The following is a 17,102-nucleotide window of genomic DNA, read 5'->3' as shown; positions in this document are numbered from 1 at the left end:
ATCATCCTTCTGTCTAATCAAAAAAGAATAAGTCTGTAAGCTGTTTTTCTTGCTTACAAACTTATTATACGAGGAGTGTGAAGATTGAAAATGAAAATAGCTATTGTCGGAAGTATGAATATGGATATGATACTTCATGCTGACAGGATTCCGCTGAAGGGCGAGACAATTCATGGAAAATCGATAGAATATCAGCCGGGCGGAAAAGGAGCAAATCAGGCAGCGGCAATCGCAAAGCTCGGCGGAGATGTGACGATGTTCGGCTGTGTTGGAAATGATGCGGCGGGACGGCAATTGATTGATAATCTGATGGAATGCGGTGTAAACACTTCATATATTGAAATACTTGAAAATGTGCCCACAGGGCAGGCAGTTATTATGATAGGGGAATCAGATAATTCCATCATTATTATTGCAGGAGCAAATGATCGTGTGGATATTTCATATGTGGAAAAGCACAGGAAAGAAATTTTAGAGGCCGATATTGTTGTATTGCAGAATGAAATACCGGAGGAGACTGTTTGGTATACAATCCGTATGTGCCATGAAGAAAACAAAATCATTGTGTGGAATCCTGCTCCTGCACGAAAAGCAGAACCGGAGATCATAGATATGGTGACTTACATAACACCCAATGAACATGAGGTGGGTATTATCTGGGAGAAGAAACCGGAAGAGATTGCAGATTTACAGAAGCAGTACAGGGAAAAACTGATCGTGACGCAGGGTGAAAAGGGAGTCAGTGTGAGCGCTGACGGAGAGCAGATTACAACCATTCCGGCAATGCAAGTAGAAGTGGTCGATACAACCGGAGCCGGCGATACTCTGAACGGAGCGTTTTGTGTTGGAATTGCAGATGGAATGGATGAAATTCAAGCCCTCGGATTTGCAAATGTGGCGGCGGGGCTTTCTGTGAAGAAATGCGGAGCGCAAAAGGGAATGCCATGCCGGGAAGAAGTAGAGGAAATTGTAGCAGTTCAGCGTAGGGCGTTGCACTTGCTGCAAAGTCCGTAAAAACGTGTGATGGAAAAATAAAATCTGCCCTTTCACAGCAGGTGGATTTAAAAATGATAAGCCGGGCTTTTGCCCGGCTTCATTAATTTTATGGGTTGTATAGAACCTGCTGTGCGGATGCGCGGCGGTTGTTATATATCCAGAGAAGACTCGTCTTCATGGAAGTTTTCGTATTTCTCAATTAATTGTCTGCGTTTATTTATTTCTAATTTAACAAAGATATTGTGTATGTGAGACTTTGTTGTTCCCAGGGAAATAAATAGTTCATCACTGATTTGTTCATTATTTTTATCCTGCAGCAGCAATTTCAAGATATCCTGTTCACGGGCTGTGAGCTGATATAATTTACAGAATAAATAAAATTTGGAATATGTATTATCTGCTGGTATCTTTTTTTCTTCAGGTTCTGCAATAAAGTCTGTATTTTCAATCTGGGCGGAAGGTACGTCCAAAACTTCCATTTTTTCTTTGCCCTCAATCTGCAGAAGAGGGAAAAAGATTCGGATAGCCGCAATGCAGTGATAGATACTTAGAATATCTTCGCTTAGGCTCCGATTATTTATTTTTACCATGATATCTGAATATACGTCAAAATTAAAAATTACAACCGTATCCTCAATGACAATTAAAACAGAAAAAACAGCAGTATATAACAAGACTTTTCTGAAAGAACCGGTGATGGTATCAGAATATAAGTCAGGGTATTTATTACAGCTAATCCATACATGCTCAGTGCAAAAGTAAACAGCTGACATGGAAAATAGTAGATCCAGACTTTCAAAGCACTGTTTGGAGCTATTGGGACAAAAAGCATCAGAAGTATAATCAGTATCAGACTGTAAATAAAAGGAAGCATCTGCTTTGTGCTTAGATTAAGCACCTTAAAATTAATCAGTAACACACATGACAGTGTTGCTGTGAAGATTATGGTTTTGAAAGTAGGAACTGTCATAAAGAGATTGTCATAAAATTCGGAAAACGTATTCAAAAACTCAGTCATATAGATTACAAGGTTATCCAATATGTAGAAGAGAAATAGAATCCCGATGTAAAGGTGCAGTGTTTTTCTGGTCTGGCTGTAACATACACACATTAATGTGAGCGGAATACTGTATAAAATTAGCAGAAATGCATTGTAAATAAAAATTACGAGGTCCATACTTTGTCTCCCTTAATTGAATTTGTACTTCTTTTTTCTGATAAGAATATAGCAGATGTTGCATTGTTTGTAAAGCTAAAAATTTGTGATTTTTGTGCATATTGCACAAAAGTTTATATGAGTTTATGTGGCATGTCAATAAAAAATGCATAAAAATAAACTGGAAGATGGATGTTAAACTGGTGATTTTGATGGTAAGTTGGGTTCATCGAACAGAGCGTTTCAAAAATTCAAATCGGAAAGGCTGGTGTAAAAGAGATAGAAACTTACAAGATTTAAGAAACGACAAAACAACAAAATGAGAGAGAAAAAGAAAGGGGCTTTATATAAAAGCTATGAACGAGAAGAAAAAGAAATTTAGTATGTTGAAGCAGGATATTATCCGCCGCTTTTGAAAAACAAAACACTGGGAATGATCTTCCAGCAGTCATCCACAAGAATGCGTTGGGCGGAAATGCATTGCAGTCAAAAAATAGCGAGCCTACTGCAGCCGGACAGCTTGAAGTTGTAAAGAAAACCTGCGAATACATTGCAGATATCAGCACTAATGGACATGAGATTGCAATCGTGCATGGAAATGGTCCTCAGGTAGGAAGAATTTTGCTTGCATCTGAGACCGCCAAAGATGTGACTCCGGCTATGCCGTTTGATGTATGTGGGGCAATGTCACAAGGATATATCGGTTATCATATTCAGCAGGCGCTGAAGTATGCTCTTAGTAAACGGAATATGAACATACCGGTACTTACGGTTGCTACTCAGATTGCAGTAGATAAGGATGACCGGGCTTTTCAGAATCCGACGAAACCTATCGGACCTTTCTATACAGAAGAAGAGGCAAAGCTGTTGGAAACTGAGAAAGGCTATAACATGAAAGAGGATGCAGGAAGAGGATGGAGAAGAGTGGTGGCTTCCCCAATCCCGAGAAAGATTATAGAGATTGAAGCAATCCGGGATCTGTGGGATTCTTCAATTGTAATATCCTGCGGCGGAGGCGGAATTCCGGTTGTTGAAAATATGGATGGTACACTGGAAGGTGTGGCAGCAGTGATAGACAAAGACTTTGCAGTTGAACTTTTGGCGGAACAGGTAGAAGCAGATACACTGATGATTCTGACAGAAGTTGAAAAGGTTGCAGTCAACTGGGGAAAATCGAATCAGCAGAACATTGATAAAATGAGTCTTCAGGACGCTGTACAATATATTGAAGAAGGTCAGTTTGCACCAGGAAGTATGCTCCCGAAGGTAGAAGCGGCCATGAAATTCGTCCGTACATATCCGAATAAAAAGGCGATTATCACAAGCCTTGACAAGGCAATTGATGCTTTGGAAGGAAAGACAGGAACAGAAATTACATTTGCATAAAATTGGTAACAGTTCAGCCTTCCAGCTGCACTGTTACTGAATCCGCCCTATTTTAAGTTCACCTGCGGTGAAAGGGCGGATTCTTTTTTCCATTACGCTTTCTTACGGACTTTACAGCAAGTGCAAAGTCCTACGCTGAACTGTTACTAAAATTGCACAGAAAGAAGGCTGCACTGTTACAACAAAACGGCTAATTGATTATCTGTATTTTCTGGTTCTGCGGCAGAACCGGCGGGAGGTGATAAGATGGAGTATGGGGCTTTGACATTGATGCCGGTAATTGTAATTATTGTTATGGCTGTAATAACAAAAAAATCTTTTGAATCGTTGATTGTGGGCTCTATAACAGCATGTATCATAATGTATGGAGCAGGATTCATACCGGAATGGGTTAAAATGGTGTTGACAGCAGCATCGGATTATGACAATGTCTGGGTGATTCTGGTGTGCGGATTGTTTGGAAGTCTGATTGCAATGTTGAGAGAGTCAAAAGGAACAAATGGGTTTTCAAATCTGGGTGAAAAATTGTGTAAAAGTGAAAAAACAGCACTTCTGGGAACATTTATTATGGGTGCAGTTATTTTTGTAGATGATTATCTGAACATGCTGACAGTAGGAACATGCATGAGAGGAATCTGCGACAAACGAAAGGTACCGAGAGAAGCATTGGCATATGTGCTGAATTCAACGGGAACACCAGTCTGTGTATTGCTTCCGTTTTCAACATGGACAGCATTTTATATTACACTATTTACGAAAGAAGAGGCGGTACAGTTGTTAGGTTATAAAACAGGGGTGGAACTTTACATGCACATTATTCCATATATCTTTTACGCAATAGCTACAGTTGTTATGGTACTTCTATTCTGCTTTGGCATCATGCCAAGGCTGGGCAGCATGAAGAGTGCATATGCACGGACAACAGAGACCGGGTGTACCTACAGTAAGGACAGCAGCAGACTGAATGTAAATGATGAGGGTGAGGATACAGTGGGAAATGTATGGGATTTTCTGATTCCGGTTATTATACTTATTGCTGTAACGATACTTCTGGGAGATATGCTGACGGCTGTGATCGTGACCTTGTCCACCTGTATGCTTATGTATGTGCCGAGAAAGATTATGACGTTTAATGAATGGAGTAATTACCTGATTGCAGGATTTTGTGAAATGGTACCGACGCTTGCAATTTTAATCGGAGCATTTACTGTGGCAAAATGCTGTAATGTTATGGGACTTCCCCAGTATATGATTGCGACAGTAGAACCTTATCTGAGCGCGTCAACATTTCCCGTTATTATTTTCATAATCGTGTCACTTCTGACTTTTGCAACAAGTTCTACGTGGGGCGTATCTACAATTGTTGTACCGATTATCATACCGCTTGCGGCTGCGGTAAATGCAAATCTGGTTTTGACAATGGCGGCTATTTTATCAGGAAGTACGTTCGGCAGCCATGCCTGTTTCTATTCGGATGCAACGGTGCTGGCGGCAACTGCTTCCCGGATCAGTAACCTTGAACATGCAATGGCACAGATTCCATATGCCCTGATAGCGGCAACAGCGGCATGCGCAGGCTTTTGGGTATGCGGTATGTAACAGTTCAGCATAGGAGATTGCAAGTGGTGCAAACTCCGTAAGAATGCGCAACGGAAAAATAGAATCCGCCCTTTCATCGCAGGTGAACTAAAAAACGTCCACCGGACGTTTTTGTCGTATGCTTGGCAACTTAAAATAGGGCAGATTCTGTGACTATGAAGCCGGAAGGCTGAGTAATTGTTACTGCGGCATTATAATGTAAGCAAGTAGGTATTGTGTACGTTGGTTTTATATGATATAAATGGTAGCGGAGGTAGAGGATCATGGACAAATTATATGAAGCAAAACTGCCGCATGAAGGAAGTGTGATTATTACAAAGGAAGGATGGTATATTAATTATACGTTTCCATGCCTTCAGTCAGAAAATGGTATATCGCAGATAGATTATCATATACCGGGAGATAATTTGGAACGGCATCTGGAACTTTTGGGTGGATATTTAAATCAGTATCTTGTATATCAGAATCAGAGTTTTGAACATGCGCCAATTCCGTGTGCTATGGACTTTACGATCCATCTGGGAGGTTTTCAGACAGGAGTCTGCTTGAAAGGCATTTACCGACCAGTAAAGAGTAGAGAGGATTATGATAAAATTGTTGAAGATTTTGCATATGCACGGAGAATTGTAGAGGAGTATGAAGCTGGATTGACATGATTCTTGATGCGGCTGCAGAAAATTTAAAGATCCGCATACGATAAAGCGTTATGATACATGATGAATCAGAGTATGATCAGGAATTGATTTGTATCTCATAAAAGAGGATAAGGATACAGATACATACTTAAAGGCTCTGCTGCATAGATTGTAAAAATGATGTTTGCAGGGGGAGCTTTTTGAAAGAGTATATCGAGGAGAGAGCCGTGGAAATCGCAAGCTATATTATAGAAAATAATGCAACCGTGCGGCAGACTGCGAAGCAGTTTGGGATTAGTAAGAGTACGGTACATAAAGATGTAACGGAACGGCTCATTCAAATCAACCCTTCTCTAGCGCTGGCAGCCAGGAGAGTACTGGATACAAATAAGTCTGAGCGCCATATCCGGGGCGGACTTGCTACCAGAGAGAAGTATTTACAACAACATACCTGAGGAGGAATAAGCTGTGGCAAGGATGTCCACAGCTTATTTGTTACTGTTTACACCTTGTGGATGCTCCAGTAACAGTATCCAGCCCCTCGCCGTCAGGCGACTTTTTAATGAACTGTAACAATGGAAATAATTTTTGGGACTTGTTACCAGATTTATTACGTTGTATAATGTACGCGGACATAAAGTATCAAAATGGAATTGGAGATGGGGTTATGAGAAGTAAGACGGACCGGGGCGGCTATTTGTTTGATAATAAAGCTCTGGTTACATTGATTATTCCACTGGTGGTAGAGCAGTTCCTTGCGGTTTTGGTCGGTATGGCGGATTCGATCATGATTGCCAGTGTGGGTGAGGCGGCTGTGTCCGGTGTATCGCTTGTGGATAATATAATGATATTGTTTATCAATGTATTTGCCGCATTAGCAACCGGAGGCGCTGTTATTGTAGGGCAATATCTTGGGCAGAGGCATGAAGAAGAGGCATGCCTTGCTTCCACGCAGATTGTCTGGTTTGGTACGATGATCGCAATTGGCTTGATGACGATTATCTATGTAGGAAAAGGATTTATTCTGAATGTTGTGTTTGGCGAAATTGATGCAGATGTCATGAGTCACGCGAATATTTATCTGATGATTGTAACAGCATCGGTTCCGTTTATTGCACTTTATAATGCAGGGGCTGCAATTTTCAGGGCAATGGGTAATTCTAAAATTTCTATGAAAGTATCGCTTTTAATGAACTTTATAAATGTTGTTGGAAATGCGATACTTATTTATGGGTTCCATTGTGGCACGGAAGGTGTTGCGATTCCAACACTGGTGTCTCGTGTAGTGGCAGCAGTTATTATTTTGATCTTGCTTTCAAACCAAACGATGACTGTACACATTGATAAAACAATTCGATTCCATCCTGACTGGCGTATGATTAAGAGGATCCTCCGGATTGGTGTACCAAATGGCTTGGAAAACAGTATGTTCCAATTAGGAAAGATTATAATTTTAAGTCTGGTATCCAGCTTTGGAACTTATGCAATTGCGGCAAATGCAGTCTGTAATATGATTGCCATGTTTGAGGTTCTTCCAGGAATGGCACTTACATTGGCAACAACCACAGTTATTGCAAGATGTGTAGGGGCAGGTGCATATGATCAGGCGAAATATTATACGTGGAAGCTGATACGTATTACTTATGTTGGTATGTGGATGATGAATGCTTTGATTATTTTGCTGCTTCCGGTTATCTTAAGAGCTTATAATCTGTCGGATGTAACGGCAGAAGTTACCCGGCAAATTGTATATTTCCACACAATCAGCTGTGTTATCATCTGGCCGTTGTCGTTCAGCATTCCGGCAACCTTGCGGGCATCAGGCGATGCGCAGATGACAATGTACATTTCCATGGGCTCTATGTGGGTGTGCCGGATTGTGTTCAGCTATATTTTCGGAAAATACATGGGAATGGGTGTATTTGGCGTTTGGGTAGCTATGGTTCTGGATTGGGTTGTACGCATGATATTGATGAGTTGGCGATATAAGAGCGGCAGATGGATGCTAAAGAAAGTGATCTGATAATAAAATTGTTAAAAAAAGTCTGAAGATAAAAACAACAAAAATTAGAAAATCAAAATAGATTTAGCGGAAAATAAATGATAAGACGGTTGCAAAGCAGGAAAGTTATTCTGTATACTGGTAATAATTTAAGTAATTGCGAAACTCGCTAAGCTCATTCATAATCTTGAAGCAAAACAAGGAAGAATTTGTGCTTTGCACGAATTCTGGAATGAAATGTGGATAACCGGATATTTTAGGCGCACTTTAATAAGCCATAGGCTTTATGGAGTTGGTAAGTCCTATGCAATGAGAGGTTTCAAGCTACGAATGTATTCATGGTGTTTGATCTTATCTGCAAGGATAACAGTAATAAGTTGTGTGATGTAATGAATGCTTCAATTCCAGAAGAATCAAAGATGGTCATATATCTGCTTTTGTGGAATCGAGAAAATACGTTGAATGATCAAAGCCAACAGGAAAGCTTGCAAAGGGTATTTACGGGTTCTGCCCGTTGATGCATAAAAATGATTTCTGAAAGAAATTGGAATAATTTCATCTATGTCGATATGGATTTCCAATGGAGAAAGAAACGCAGGTTTGCTACTATTAAAATTATTTTGGCAATCTTCAAAAATATCTGCTAAAGAAAGCTGTTTATATGGTATCAGAATAACTCCTTTCTTGGATGGCGGTTTATAGTTTTAGGACAACTTTATTGTACCATATCCAGTTGAGGAGTTATTTGATTTTTAGAAACAAAAAATGCCGTATTTATGCGGCTTGTGGCGTTTCGCAAACGCCTAACTTAGTAATAATTCATTACGAGGAGGATAAATATTTGAAAAAAGAATTAATTATCGTAATTGATTTCGGCGGACAGTACAATCAGTTAGTTGCACGCCGTGTCAGGGAGTGTAATGTATATTGCGAGATTTACTCCTATAAAATCGATATAGAAAAAATCAAAGAAATGAATCCGAAGGGAATTATCCTGACGGGTGGCCCCAATAGTTGTTATGAGCCGGGGGCGCCGACTTATACAAAAGAACTGTTTGAACTTGGTATTCCGGTACTTGGATTGTGTTATGGGGCGCAGTTGATGTCTTATGTGCTTGGCGGGGAAGTAAAAGCAGCTCCGGTTCGGGAATATGGCAAGACCGAAGTGCTCATAGATAAGACAGAGTCTAAGATATTTGAAAATGTATCTGCATCGACAACTTGTTGGATGAGCCATTTTGATTATATAGCACAAGAAGCGCCGAGGTTTGAAATCAGCGCACATACTGCAGATTGTCCGGTAGCTGCAGCAGAAAATGCGGAGAAAGGTCTATATGCAATTCAGTTCCATCCAGAGGTTCTGCACACTGTAGAAGGCACAAAGATGATTAACAATTTTGTGAAAAATGTCTGCAAATGTACAGGAGACTGGAAAATGGATACATTTGTTGATGAGACAATTAAGGCAATCCGTGAAAAAGTTGGCGATGGTAAAGTACTTTGCGCTTTATCAGGAGGAGTAGATTCGTCTGTGGCAGCAGTTATGCTTTCCAAAGCAATCGGTTCCCAGCTGACTTGTGTATTTGTAGATCACGGCTTGCTTCGTAAAAATGAAGGAGATGAAGTAGAAGCTGTTTTCGGACCGGAAGGCAATTATGATCTGAATTTTATCCGTGTTAATGCCCAACAGAGATTTTATGATAAGCTGGCAGGTGTAACCGAACCAGAAGCAAAACGTAAAATAATCGGAGAAGAATTCATTCGTGTATTTGAAGAAGAGGCAAAAAAAATCGGAGCAGTAGATTTCCTTGTCCAGGGAACCATTTACCCGGATGTCGTAGAAAGTGGACTGGGCGGAGAATCCGCAGTCATCAAGTCCCACCACAATGTTGGAGGATTGCCGGATTACGTTGATTTTAAAGAAATTATCGAGCCGCTTCGTGATTTGTTCAAAGACGAAGTCCGTAAGGCGGGATTAGAGATGGGAATTCCAGAATACCTTGTATTTCGTCAGCCATTCCCGGGTCCCGGACTTGGTGTCAGAATTGTTGGCGAAGTAACGGAAGATAAGGTTCGTATTATTCAAGATGCTGATGCGATTTACAGGGAAGAAATTGCCAATATCGGAATGGATCGCAGCATCGGTCAGTACTTTGCAGGTCTCACGAATATGAGGAGTGTCGGCGTCATGGGAGATGAAAGAACCTATGACTATGCAGTTGCACTGCGAGCGGTCAACACTGTGGATTTTATGACTGCTGAGGCGGCGGAAATACCATTTGAGACATTGCAGAAGGTGATGAGCCGGATTATCAATGAGGTGAAAGGGGTTAATCGTGTATTTTTTGATTTGACGAGTAAGCCACCGGGGACGATAGAGTTCGAGTAGCTTGAAAAATCGCGAAAAAGCCCATAAATAAAGGCTTTGCGGGGTGTCGAAAAGACCAAATGGAGTGCAAATGGAGTTTAAAAATTATTTTTTTCTCTTGTTTATATTCCAGATTCACCTGCAAATTTCGTGAAATCAGTTATTCTCATAAAATAAAATTAGAGTAAATATGAAGAACAGTTTGTTTTGATTGAAGTGATTTTCGTCAAGGCAGACTGTTTTTTTGTTGCCTGCATTTAGAAAACAGATACCACAGAAAGGTTCTTTATTTTCGATGAGCTTAAACTCCATGACACAGTAATCACACTGATGGAGAATTAAAAAACGAGAAAATTAGATAAATTTCGGAAAATGATGTCCGATTTTGTATCTGCCAGTACAGAGTATGTGAAGAGATAAATATTCAAAACACAGGAGGTACTGATTATGCAGAACAAATTATTTTTAAAGGCAGCCGATATATGTGAACTTCTGGAAGTAAAACAGACATCGGCTTATGAGATCATCGGAAATCTGAACAAGGAACTGGAAGAACAGGGATATCTGACGCTTAGAGGAAAAGTTCCGACAAAGTATTTTGTGAAGCGTTTCTACGGAGTGGAAGATACTTGTGAGATCCCACAGGAAGAGGGAAAGGAATGGTTTCATGCGTAAGAGAAAAATGTATTTATCAGTGGAAGACATTGCAGAACTCTTTGGATTATCAGTTTCGTTTGCTTACCGGGTGGTGGAAAGAATGAATGCCGATCTGGCAAGCAAGAACTATTATGTGATTCTCGGTCGGGTACCAACCCGTTATGTAGAGGACAAGATCTATGGTCTGGAACATGTTGAGCAGTATTTGAAGGAGGATAAAGCGGTATGAGTATGGTGCAGGAAAAAATGTATATGGATGTGGATGATGTGTGTGCAATTCTTGGAGTTTCAAAAACTTATGCATATAGTCTGATGCGAGAATACAACAAAGAATTGAAGGCAAAAGGATATATTGTAGTAGCTGGAAAAATCTCTACGAAATTCCTGGCAGAAAAGATTTATGGCATGAAAGTCGAGGATTAGTAATGGGGGTTTACAAAGAAGGAAAAAACTGGAAAGTACAGGTCTATTACAAAGACTGGCAGGGAAACCGGAAAAGAAAACAGAAAAGAGGATTCCGAACCAAGGGTGAAGCTAAGGAATGGGAAAGAGATTTCCTACAACAGCAGAGTCAGGGTGTGGATATTGAATTTGGAAATTTTCTGGAGATTTATTACAAAGATATGGATGTCCGTCTCAGAGAAAACACTATGTACACGAAGCGATATATTATTGACCTGAAAATCAAGCCTTATTTTGAAAAGAAGATTCTCAGTGAAATTACGGTGGCAGACGTCCGTGCATGGCAGAATGAGTTGCTGACGTATAAGGATAAGAATGGAAAAGGATATTCTCCTACTTATCTGAAAACAGTGAACTGCCAGCTGACTGCAATTTTCAATTATGCCATGCGGTATTATAACCTGCAAGATAATCCCTGCAGGAAGGCAGGAGCGATCGGCAAGAGCAAAGGAGAACCGAAGGATTTCTGGATGCAGGAAGAGTTCAATGCGTTTCTGGAGACAGTAAGTGATAAGCCAGAAACAAGAATGGCATTTCTTCTGCTGTACTGGACCGGAATGCGTATCGGTGAATTGCTTGCCCTTACTTATAATGACATCAATCTTGAAGAGAAGACCATATCAATCAATAAATCTTATCAGAGATTGAAAGGAAAGGATATGATCACGCAGCCGAAAACTCCAAAGAGTATCCGTGTGATTACAATGCCGGACTTTCTTGCAGAGGAATTCCGGGAGTATTGCAGTCATTTGTATGGAATTATGAAAAAGGAAAGACTTTTTCGGTTTACCAAATCGCATATGGAACATTGTATGGCTACCGGAATTGAGCGGTCTGGTGTAAAGCGGATACGACTTCATGATCTTCGCCATTCCCATGCCAGTATGCTGGTTGATATGGGGGTGGCTCCATTGGAGATTGCAGAACGCCTTGGACATGAAAAGGTGGAAACAACGTTGAATACATATTCGCATCTGTATCCGTCTACGCAGAGTAAATTGGCAGGTTTGCTGGATAAGAAACATGAGGAAGAGGAGGAATAAGCGATGGCTGGTGACAGACATGGAAAACATAATACAACGACCATTTCTTTTCGGGTGAATTCTTATGAAAAAGCAACGATTGAAGAACGAGTGAAAGTGAGCGGAATGAAAAAACAGGATTATATCGTCCGATCATGCATTTACAATCATGTATGTGTTGTTGGAAAGAAAGAAACAATTGAGATTATCCGGTCAGAAATGAAGGAAATGAGTTTGGTTTTGGAGGATGTGGCAAAAGATTTGAAGTCTGAAAAACCAGTTATTTCAGAACCGGCTCTTGATAGTATGACAGAACGGTATCTTGCATTTTTGGAAGCAGCATTATGGATGCTGAAAGGTTCAAGTTATTTATGGGAGGATAAAAAGGATGGAAGAGAAAGTAATGAAGGATTGTAAAGTGCTGGCATTGTGTTCACAAAAAGGCGGGGTTGGCAAGACAACAAGTTGCGTGAATCTGTCAGTCGGACTTGCAAAAGCAGGGAAGAAAGTGCTTGTGATTGACAATGATCCGCAGGGAAGTATGACAGCAAGTCTTGGGTATCATAACCCAGATGAATTACCAATCACACTGGCTACTATTCTGACAAAGATTGTAGAAGATGAACCATTTGAAAAGACACTGGGAATTTTACATCACCAGGAAGGAATTGATTTGATTCCGGCAAACATCGAACTCTCTGGAATGGAAGTTTCACTTGTAAATATTATGAGTAGGGAACTTGTCTTAAAACAATATATAGAAGGAATGAGAGAAGAATACGACTATATATTGATTGACTGTATGCCATCACTTGGAATGCTGACGATCAATGCACTTGCCAGTGTCGATGCAGTGATCATACCTGTGCAGGCGGCTTATCTTCCTGTAAAGGGTCTGGAACAGCTGATACGGACGATAGGAAAGGTGCGAAGACAGCTAAACAAACAACTGAAAATTGGCGGTATATTGATCACAATGGTGGATAATAGAACGAACTATGCAAGAGATATATCTGATCTGATTTTTGATACATATGGAAACCAGATCAAGATTTTTCCACAGAGCATTCCATTTTCAGTACGAGCAGCTGAGATCAGTGCGGAAGGAATCAGCATATTTGAGCATGATCCAAAAGGAAAAGTAGCGGCTGCATATTGGCAGATGACACAGGAGGTGCTTTTGGATGAAAGGTAGAAGTGCATCGAAGATAAAACTGACATCTTATGATGAATTACTTGGTGGAGGAGAAGAAACGAACGACATCCAGCAGGTTTCACTTGAGCATTTACATTCTTTCGAGAACCATCCATTTCAAGTAAATGATGATGAGGCAATGGCGGAACTGGTGGAAAGTGTGAAAGAAGAGGGAATTCTTACAGCATTACTGGTACGACCGCTGGGTGATGGTGAATATGAAATCATCGCCGGTCACAGAAGGAGACATGCGGCACAACTTGCTGGTCTTAAAGAGGTTCCGGTTATTATCAGAAATATGGATCAAGATACAGCTGTCCGTGCGATGGTAGACAGCAATCTGCAGAGACCTAATATACTCCCAAGTGAAAAGGCATTTGCTTACCGTATGAAGATGGAAGCAATGAATCATCAGGGAACATCAGGCGGTATCAGTGCGAAAGACATTGGAAAGAACGCAAATGACAGTGCAAGGCAGGTGTATCGCTATATACGGCTTACTTATCTGATGAATGACCTATTAAACGCAGTAGATCGTGATGTGATCGGATTGCAGGTAGGTGTAGAGCTTTCCTACCTTACGGTTCCAGAACAGGAGATGGTGGAAAAAGTGCATGAGAGTACCGGAAAATATCCAAGCCTGGAACAGGCAAAAAAAATAAGGCAACATCGAGAAGAAAAAACGCTGACAAAAGAGATTGTGCGGCTCCTGATTATAGGAGAGCGTAAAAAGAAAACAACGGTAACATTAAAACAGGATGAAATTAAGAAGTATTTTCCACCAGAATATGATGAACAGAAGATACGGACTGTTATATGTCAGCTTTTGGAGGAATGGAGCAATCAGAATCATTGATAGGTACGAAGGGAGGGATGTGTCATGAGTATAAGAGCAACATTCCATTATTTTCAAGGAATGGAATGCGATATGTACAGTTTTTATCGTATTCCCAAACTGCTGTTTACAAGTGAATATTTTAAAAATCTCTCCTGTGAAGCAAAGGTGCTGTACGGACTGATGTTAGACCGGATGTCACTGTCCATCAAGAACCGGTGGTTTGACGAAGAGGACAGGGCATATATTTTCTTTTCGGTGGAAGAGATTATGGAAATGCTTAACTGTGGCAGGAATAAGGCTGTGAATTGTCTTAAAGAGCTGGATCAGGAAAAAGGGATTGGATTGATTGAGAAGAGACGGATCGGACTCGGAAAAACAAATGTTATTTACGTGAAAAATTTTAGTCTGACAGAATATCCAGACGAACCTGCGTGCTTTGATTCGGAAGAAACACCAGAAAATGTAGCAGAGAGAAAAGAAAATACAGAGACAGAAATAGAAGAATATGCGGAAAAAGAGCCGGAAAAGCCCGTAAATACACAGAAGTTTGAAAAACAAACTTCAGGAAGTTTGAAAAATAAACTTCAAGAAGTTTCAAAAACAAACTTCAAGGAGTTTGAAAAACAAACTTCAAGAAGTTTAGAAAACAAACTTCAAGAAGTTTCAAAAACAAACTGTAATAATACTGAATATAATTATACTGAATTTAGTAAGAATGAATCTTATCAATATCTATCTGAACAAGAGAAAGGGAAAGATAGGATACAGGAGAGAAATGAGTATCGACAGTTAATTCATGACAATATCGAATATGAGATCCTTTGTCAGAGCTATGGAACTGGACGAGTAGAAGAGCTGGTAGAGCTGATGCTGGATGCAATATGTTCGACAAAGACATATCAACAGATCAATGGGGAAGCTGTGCCTACACAAGTGGTCAAGAGCCGTTTGCTCAAAGTCGGGTATGAACACATCCAGTATGTGTTTTTCAGTCTTGACAGGAGTACAAGCAAAGTGAAGAATATCCGGCAGTATATGCTGACGGTATTATATAACGCTCCTGCAACGATCAATCAGTTTTATGATGCTGAAGTTCGACATGACATGTACTGGGGCAAAGATATTCCTGCCGGGTAAGAACTTTGTGCCCACTGGGCACGAAGTTTAAAAAGAGATAGTCATATCCGGTAGATATGGTAAAATAACCTTGTGCCCACTGGGCACAAAGTAGGAGGAAGAATTATGTTGAGATTTATGATAAAACTGCCATTTCGAATTATTGCAGCTCCTGTTTGGCTGGTACTTGCAGCGGTGAATATTGTGCTGGTGTTCCTGGTTGGATTATCTGATGGATTCTGCTATCTGATAGCTGGAATCTCTGTTGTGACAGAAGTCTTGAGTATTGGGTTTGGAATCAGCACGGACTGGACAATGAAATCAGCGATTCTTACGACAGTAGTGTTTGTTCTACTCCCACATATCGGTATGGGGATAGTTGCAGTGATTGAAGTTGTGAAATGTGGATTACAGGACTTTATTTTTGGATGATTGTGGAGAATATAGTGGCGCTATATGGAAAGGCAGAAATAAACAATGGAAGAACTATATAAAGTGATGGATGATTTGCTTGAGGTGGAATTTCAGATGAAAGCAGGGATGGATATTCTGAAAGAACTGGAAGAGTTTTATATGCTGGAAAAAGAAACCGAAAAATCGGATGCTAGAAAAGTAGCTGTGCTGATGAAAGGATATCTGCAGTCGATGAAGTCAAATATTCGAGAAATCATTCGTTATATTGATGACACGACACTTGAAAAATCAAATGATAAAAAGAAAGATAAACAGGAATCTACGAGTACCACACCAGAGGAAGTGCAGGAATTTGTGAATCTGACAATTACAGAGCATATGGGGAAAGCATATTCAGAATGGAAGTTAAAGCAGGATAAAGAGCCAGTAAGTGAGATTGATAAGAAATACCAGAAATTACTGGAAACGTTATCCCCAGAACAGGAAGAAGTGATTACGGAATACTGTAATGCAATTTTCAGCAGTGGAGCAGATACAGAAGAGTTTTTCTATCGGTTGGGATTAAAAGATGGACTGAATCTGAAAAATACGGTAAAATTAGTATTAGAAATGATATCGTGAAATCGGAATTTTGCTTTCGATGACCAGAATGAAAATCGTTACCGTTGCGCCTGTTTTCACAAGCGTTGCGTGACATAAAAAGAATTCTATTTTAATATCAAAGTATCAAAAACAAAGGAGGTTCTTTTTATGTTGAAGGAATTAAAGAAAAACAAAATGAGTGTTGTTGCAACTGGAATTTTATTTGGTGTTATGGGGGTATTAATTATTCCTATGATAGCAGTAATTGTAAAAATATCGAATGCATTATCCCAAAAACATCCTAGGATATACAAGTATAGTATGATTGCTTTTATCGGTATGTTATTGGCAATTAGCCTATTTTGCGTTGTTATTAAACATCAGATGAGTTTTCTTGTAATAGTTGCTTGTTTAGCAATAACATTATGCGACACTATTAAAAACAGATAATAAATGGAGTACAAGAGTGAAAAATAGAGTAAATTTGGGACGCACTTAAATAAGGGGTCGTAATCCCCTGTTTTTAGAAGTATTCAATAACTGAATATAGGTTAGTTATCGTTGCGTTTCACTAACTTAGAACTATCGTAACCAAGGCTTTCAAGGTAAGCAAAAACATTGTCTTCATTTAATACAACACGTTTTACATGATTTTGAGGATCCATCAATTCCTC

The 17,102-nt window shown here is 39.9% G+C and carries 19 protein-coding genes and 1 pseudogene; 18 read left to right on the top strand and 2 right to left on the bottom strand.

The features are described 5' to 3' along the window. Window positions 1-90 precede the first annotated feature (90 nt). Window positions 91-1,014 (top strand): ribokinase, encoded by a 924-nt coding sequence (gene rbsK, locus NFS18_RS17270; protein ID WP_251392534.1) that lies wholly within the window; start codon window positions 91-93, stop codon window positions 1,012-1,014. A 131-nt stretch (window positions 1,015-1,145) separates the two neighbouring features. Here the strand turns inward: rbsK and NFS18_RS17265 are convergent, their stop codons facing one another. Beyond that, entirely contained in the window at window positions 1,146-1,475 is a 330-nt protein-coding gene (locus NFS18_RS17265; protein WP_251392533.1) for a helix-turn-helix domain-containing protein, read from the bottom strand. Window positions 1,476-2,632: 1,157 nt separating this feature from the next. Here NFS18_RS17265 and arcC point away from each other — a divergent pair. The 5 genes from arcC (at window position 2,633) to NFS18_RS17240 (ending at window position 7,795) form a co-directional block, all read left to right on the top strand. Beyond that, window positions 2,633-3,538 carry a carbamate kinase gene (gene arcC / locus NFS18_RS17260; RefSeq protein ID WP_251392531.1) on the top strand — a complete coding sequence of 302 codons (906 nt, stop codon included), beginning with the start codon at window positions 2,633-2,635 and terminating at the stop codon, window positions 3,536-3,538. A gap of 246 nt (window positions 3,539-3,784) precedes the next feature. After that, window positions 3,785-5,137, top strand: a complete 1,353-nt coding sequence (locus NFS18_RS17255; protein WP_251392530.1) for a Na+/H+ antiporter NhaC family protein — start codon at window positions 3,785-3,787, stop codon at window positions 5,135-5,137. A gap of 263 nt (window positions 5,138-5,400) precedes the next feature. Beyond that, window positions 5,401-5,793, top strand: coding sequence for a hypothetical protein (locus NFS18_RS17250; RefSeq protein WP_251392526.1), 393 nt, complete (start codon window positions 5,401-5,403; stop codon window positions 5,791-5,793). A gap of 179 nt (window positions 5,794-5,972) precedes the next feature. Then, window positions 5,973-6,227, top strand: coding sequence for a sporulation transcriptional regulator SpoIIID (gene spoIIID, locus NFS18_RS17245; RefSeq protein ID WP_251392525.1), 255 nt, complete (start codon window positions 5,973-5,975; stop codon window positions 6,225-6,227). Window positions 6,228-6,439: 212 nt separating this feature from the next. Beyond that, window positions 6,440-7,795, top strand: coding sequence for an MATE family efflux transporter (locus NFS18_RS17240; protein ID WP_251392524.1), 1,356 nt, complete (start codon window positions 6,440-6,442; stop codon window positions 7,793-7,795). 419 nt (window positions 7,796-8,214) lie between these two features. Here NFS18_RS17240 and NFS18_RS17235 read toward each other — a convergent pair. After that, a pseudogene (locus NFS18_RS17235) lies at window positions 8,215-8,445 on the bottom strand (ISNCY family transposase); the annotation flags it as partial. Between the two features lie 170 nt (window positions 8,446-8,615). Between NFS18_RS17235 and guaA the strand changes: the two are divergent. From guaA to NFS18_RS17175, 12 genes are all read left to right on the top strand, one after another. Continuing rightward, entirely contained in the window at window positions 8,616-10,163 is a 1,548-nt protein-coding gene (gene guaA, locus NFS18_RS17230; protein ID WP_251392523.1) for a glutamine-hydrolyzing GMP synthase, read from the top strand. 426 nt (window positions 10,164-10,589) lie between these two features. Beyond that, window positions 10,590-10,817, top strand: a complete 228-nt coding sequence (locus NFS18_RS17225) for a hypothetical protein (protein WP_008705329.1) — start codon at window positions 10,590-10,592, stop codon at window positions 10,815-10,817. Then, complete coding sequence (locus NFS18_RS17220; RefSeq protein WP_008393122.1) at window positions 10,810-11,028, top strand: hypothetical protein; 219 nt, start codon at window positions 10,810-10,812, stop codon at window positions 11,026-11,028. Before NFS18_RS17225 ends, NFS18_RS17220 begins: the two co-directional genes overlap by 8 nt. After that, window positions 11,025-11,222, top strand: a complete 198-nt coding sequence (locus tag NFS18_RS17215; RefSeq protein WP_055054342.1) for a MerR family transcriptional regulator — start codon at window positions 11,025-11,027, stop codon at window positions 11,220-11,222. The genes NFS18_RS17220 and NFS18_RS17215 overlap by 4 nt, the downstream gene beginning before the upstream one ends. Window positions 11,223-11,224: 2 nt before the next feature. After that, a complete protein-coding gene (locus tag NFS18_RS17210; protein ID WP_024854000.1) occupies window positions 11,225-12,304 on the top strand; it encodes a site-specific integrase in 1,080 nt (359 codons plus the stop codon). Window positions 12,305-12,307: 3 nt separating this feature from the next. Beyond that, on the top strand, window positions 12,308-12,700 hold the full coding sequence (locus NFS18_RS17205; RefSeq protein ID WP_251392521.1) for a plasmid mobilization protein: 393 nt from the start codon (window positions 12,308-12,310) through the stop codon (window positions 12,698-12,700). Continuing rightward, complete coding sequence (locus NFS18_RS17200) at window positions 12,672-13,478, top strand: ParA family protein (protein ID WP_251392516.1); 807 nt, start codon at window positions 12,672-12,674, stop codon at window positions 13,476-13,478. The genes NFS18_RS17205 and NFS18_RS17200 overlap by 29 nt, the downstream gene beginning before the upstream one ends. Further along, a complete protein-coding gene (locus tag NFS18_RS17195) occupies window positions 13,468-14,334 on the top strand; it encodes a ParB/RepB/Spo0J family partition protein (RefSeq protein ID WP_117915802.1) in 867 nt (288 codons plus the stop codon). Before NFS18_RS17200 ends, NFS18_RS17195 begins: the two co-directional genes overlap by 11 nt. A gap of 24 nt (window positions 14,335-14,358) precedes the next feature. Further along, on the top strand, window positions 14,359-15,453 hold the full coding sequence (locus NFS18_RS17190; protein WP_251392514.1) for a DUF6017 domain-containing protein: 1,095 nt from the start codon (window positions 14,359-14,361) through the stop codon (window positions 15,451-15,453). Window positions 15,454-15,558: 105 nt separating this feature from the next. After that, window positions 15,559-15,864, top strand: coding sequence for a hypothetical protein (locus tag NFS18_RS17185; RefSeq protein WP_251392512.1), 306 nt, complete (start codon window positions 15,559-15,561; stop codon window positions 15,862-15,864). A 45-nt stretch (window positions 15,865-15,909) separates the two neighbouring features. Next, window positions 15,910-16,467, top strand: a complete 558-nt coding sequence (locus NFS18_RS17180; protein ID WP_251392510.1) for a hypothetical protein — start codon at window positions 15,910-15,912, stop codon at window positions 16,465-16,467. 129 nt (window positions 16,468-16,596) lie between these two features. Continuing rightward, the gene (locus NFS18_RS17175) at window positions 16,597-16,878 is read left to right on the top strand and encodes a hypothetical protein (RefSeq protein WP_007887522.1); all 282 of its coding nucleotides are present in this window, start codon (window positions 16,597-16,599) and stop codon (window positions 16,876-16,878) included. The last annotated feature ends 224 nt before the right edge of the window (window positions 16,879-17,102 follow it).

This window comes from Mediterraneibacter agrestimuris, assembly GCF_943193195.1.
GTDB lineage: Bacteria > Bacillota > Clostridia > Lachnospirales > Lachnospiraceae > Schaedlerella > Schaedlerella agrestimuris.
Note: the sequence above shows the minus strand (reverse complement) of the source record. Positions and strands in the feature narration are given on the sequence as shown.

Excerpts from the sequence above, each read along its gene's own strand:
- rbsK (WP_251392534.1), top strand. The coding sequence starts at position 91 with ATGAAAATAGCTATTGTCGGAAGTATGAATATGGATATGATACTTCAT.
- NFS18_RS17265 (WP_251392533.1), bottom strand. The coding sequence starts at position 1,475 with ATGGAAGTTTTGGACGTACCTTCCGCCCAGATTGAAAATACAGACTTT.
- NFS18_RS17255 (WP_251392530.1), top strand. The coding sequence starts at position 3,785 with ATGGAGTATGGGGCTTTGACATTGATGCCGGTAATTGTAATTATTGTT.
- NFS18_RS17250 (WP_251392526.1), top strand. The coding sequence starts at position 5,401 with ATGGACAAATTATATGAAGCAAAACTGCCGCATGAAGGAAGTGTGATT.
- NFS18_RS17240 (WP_251392524.1), top strand. The coding sequence starts at position 6,440 with ATGAGAAGTAAGACGGACCGGGGCGGCTATTTGTTTGATAATAAAGCT.
- NFS18_RS17225 (WP_008705329.1), top strand. The coding sequence starts at position 10,590 with ATGCAGAACAAATTATTTTTAAAGGCAGCCGATATATGTGAACTTCTG.
- NFS18_RS17220 (WP_008393122.1), top strand. The coding sequence starts at position 10,810 with ATGCGTAAGAGAAAAATGTATTTATCAGTGGAAGACATTGCAGAACTC.
- NFS18_RS17215 (WP_055054342.1), top strand. The coding sequence starts at position 11,025 with ATGAGTATGGTGCAGGAAAAAATGTATATGGATGTGGATGATGTGTGT.
- NFS18_RS17210 (WP_024854000.1), top strand. The coding sequence starts at position 11,225 with ATGGGGGTTTACAAAGAAGGAAAAAACTGGAAAGTACAGGTCTATTAC.
- NFS18_RS17205 (WP_251392521.1), top strand. The coding sequence starts at position 12,308 with ATGGCTGGTGACAGACATGGAAAACATAATACAACGACCATTTCTTTT.
- NFS18_RS17200 (WP_251392516.1), top strand. The coding sequence starts at position 12,672 with ATGGAAGAGAAAGTAATGAAGGATTGTAAAGTGCTGGCATTGTGTTCA.
- NFS18_RS17195 (WP_117915802.1), top strand. The coding sequence starts at position 13,468 with ATGAAAGGTAGAAGTGCATCGAAGATAAAACTGACATCTTATGATGAA.
- NFS18_RS17190 (WP_251392514.1), top strand. The coding sequence starts at position 14,359 with ATGAGTATAAGAGCAACATTCCATTATTTTCAAGGAATGGAATGCGAT.
- NFS18_RS17185 (WP_251392512.1), top strand. The coding sequence starts at position 15,559 with ATGTTGAGATTTATGATAAAACTGCCATTTCGAATTATTGCAGCTCCT.
- NFS18_RS17180 (WP_251392510.1), top strand. The coding sequence starts at position 15,910 with ATGGAAGAACTATATAAAGTGATGGATGATTTGCTTGAGGTGGAATTT.
- NFS18_RS17175 (WP_007887522.1), top strand. The coding sequence starts at position 16,597 with ATGTTGAAGGAATTAAAGAAAAACAAAATGAGTGTTGTTGCAACTGGA.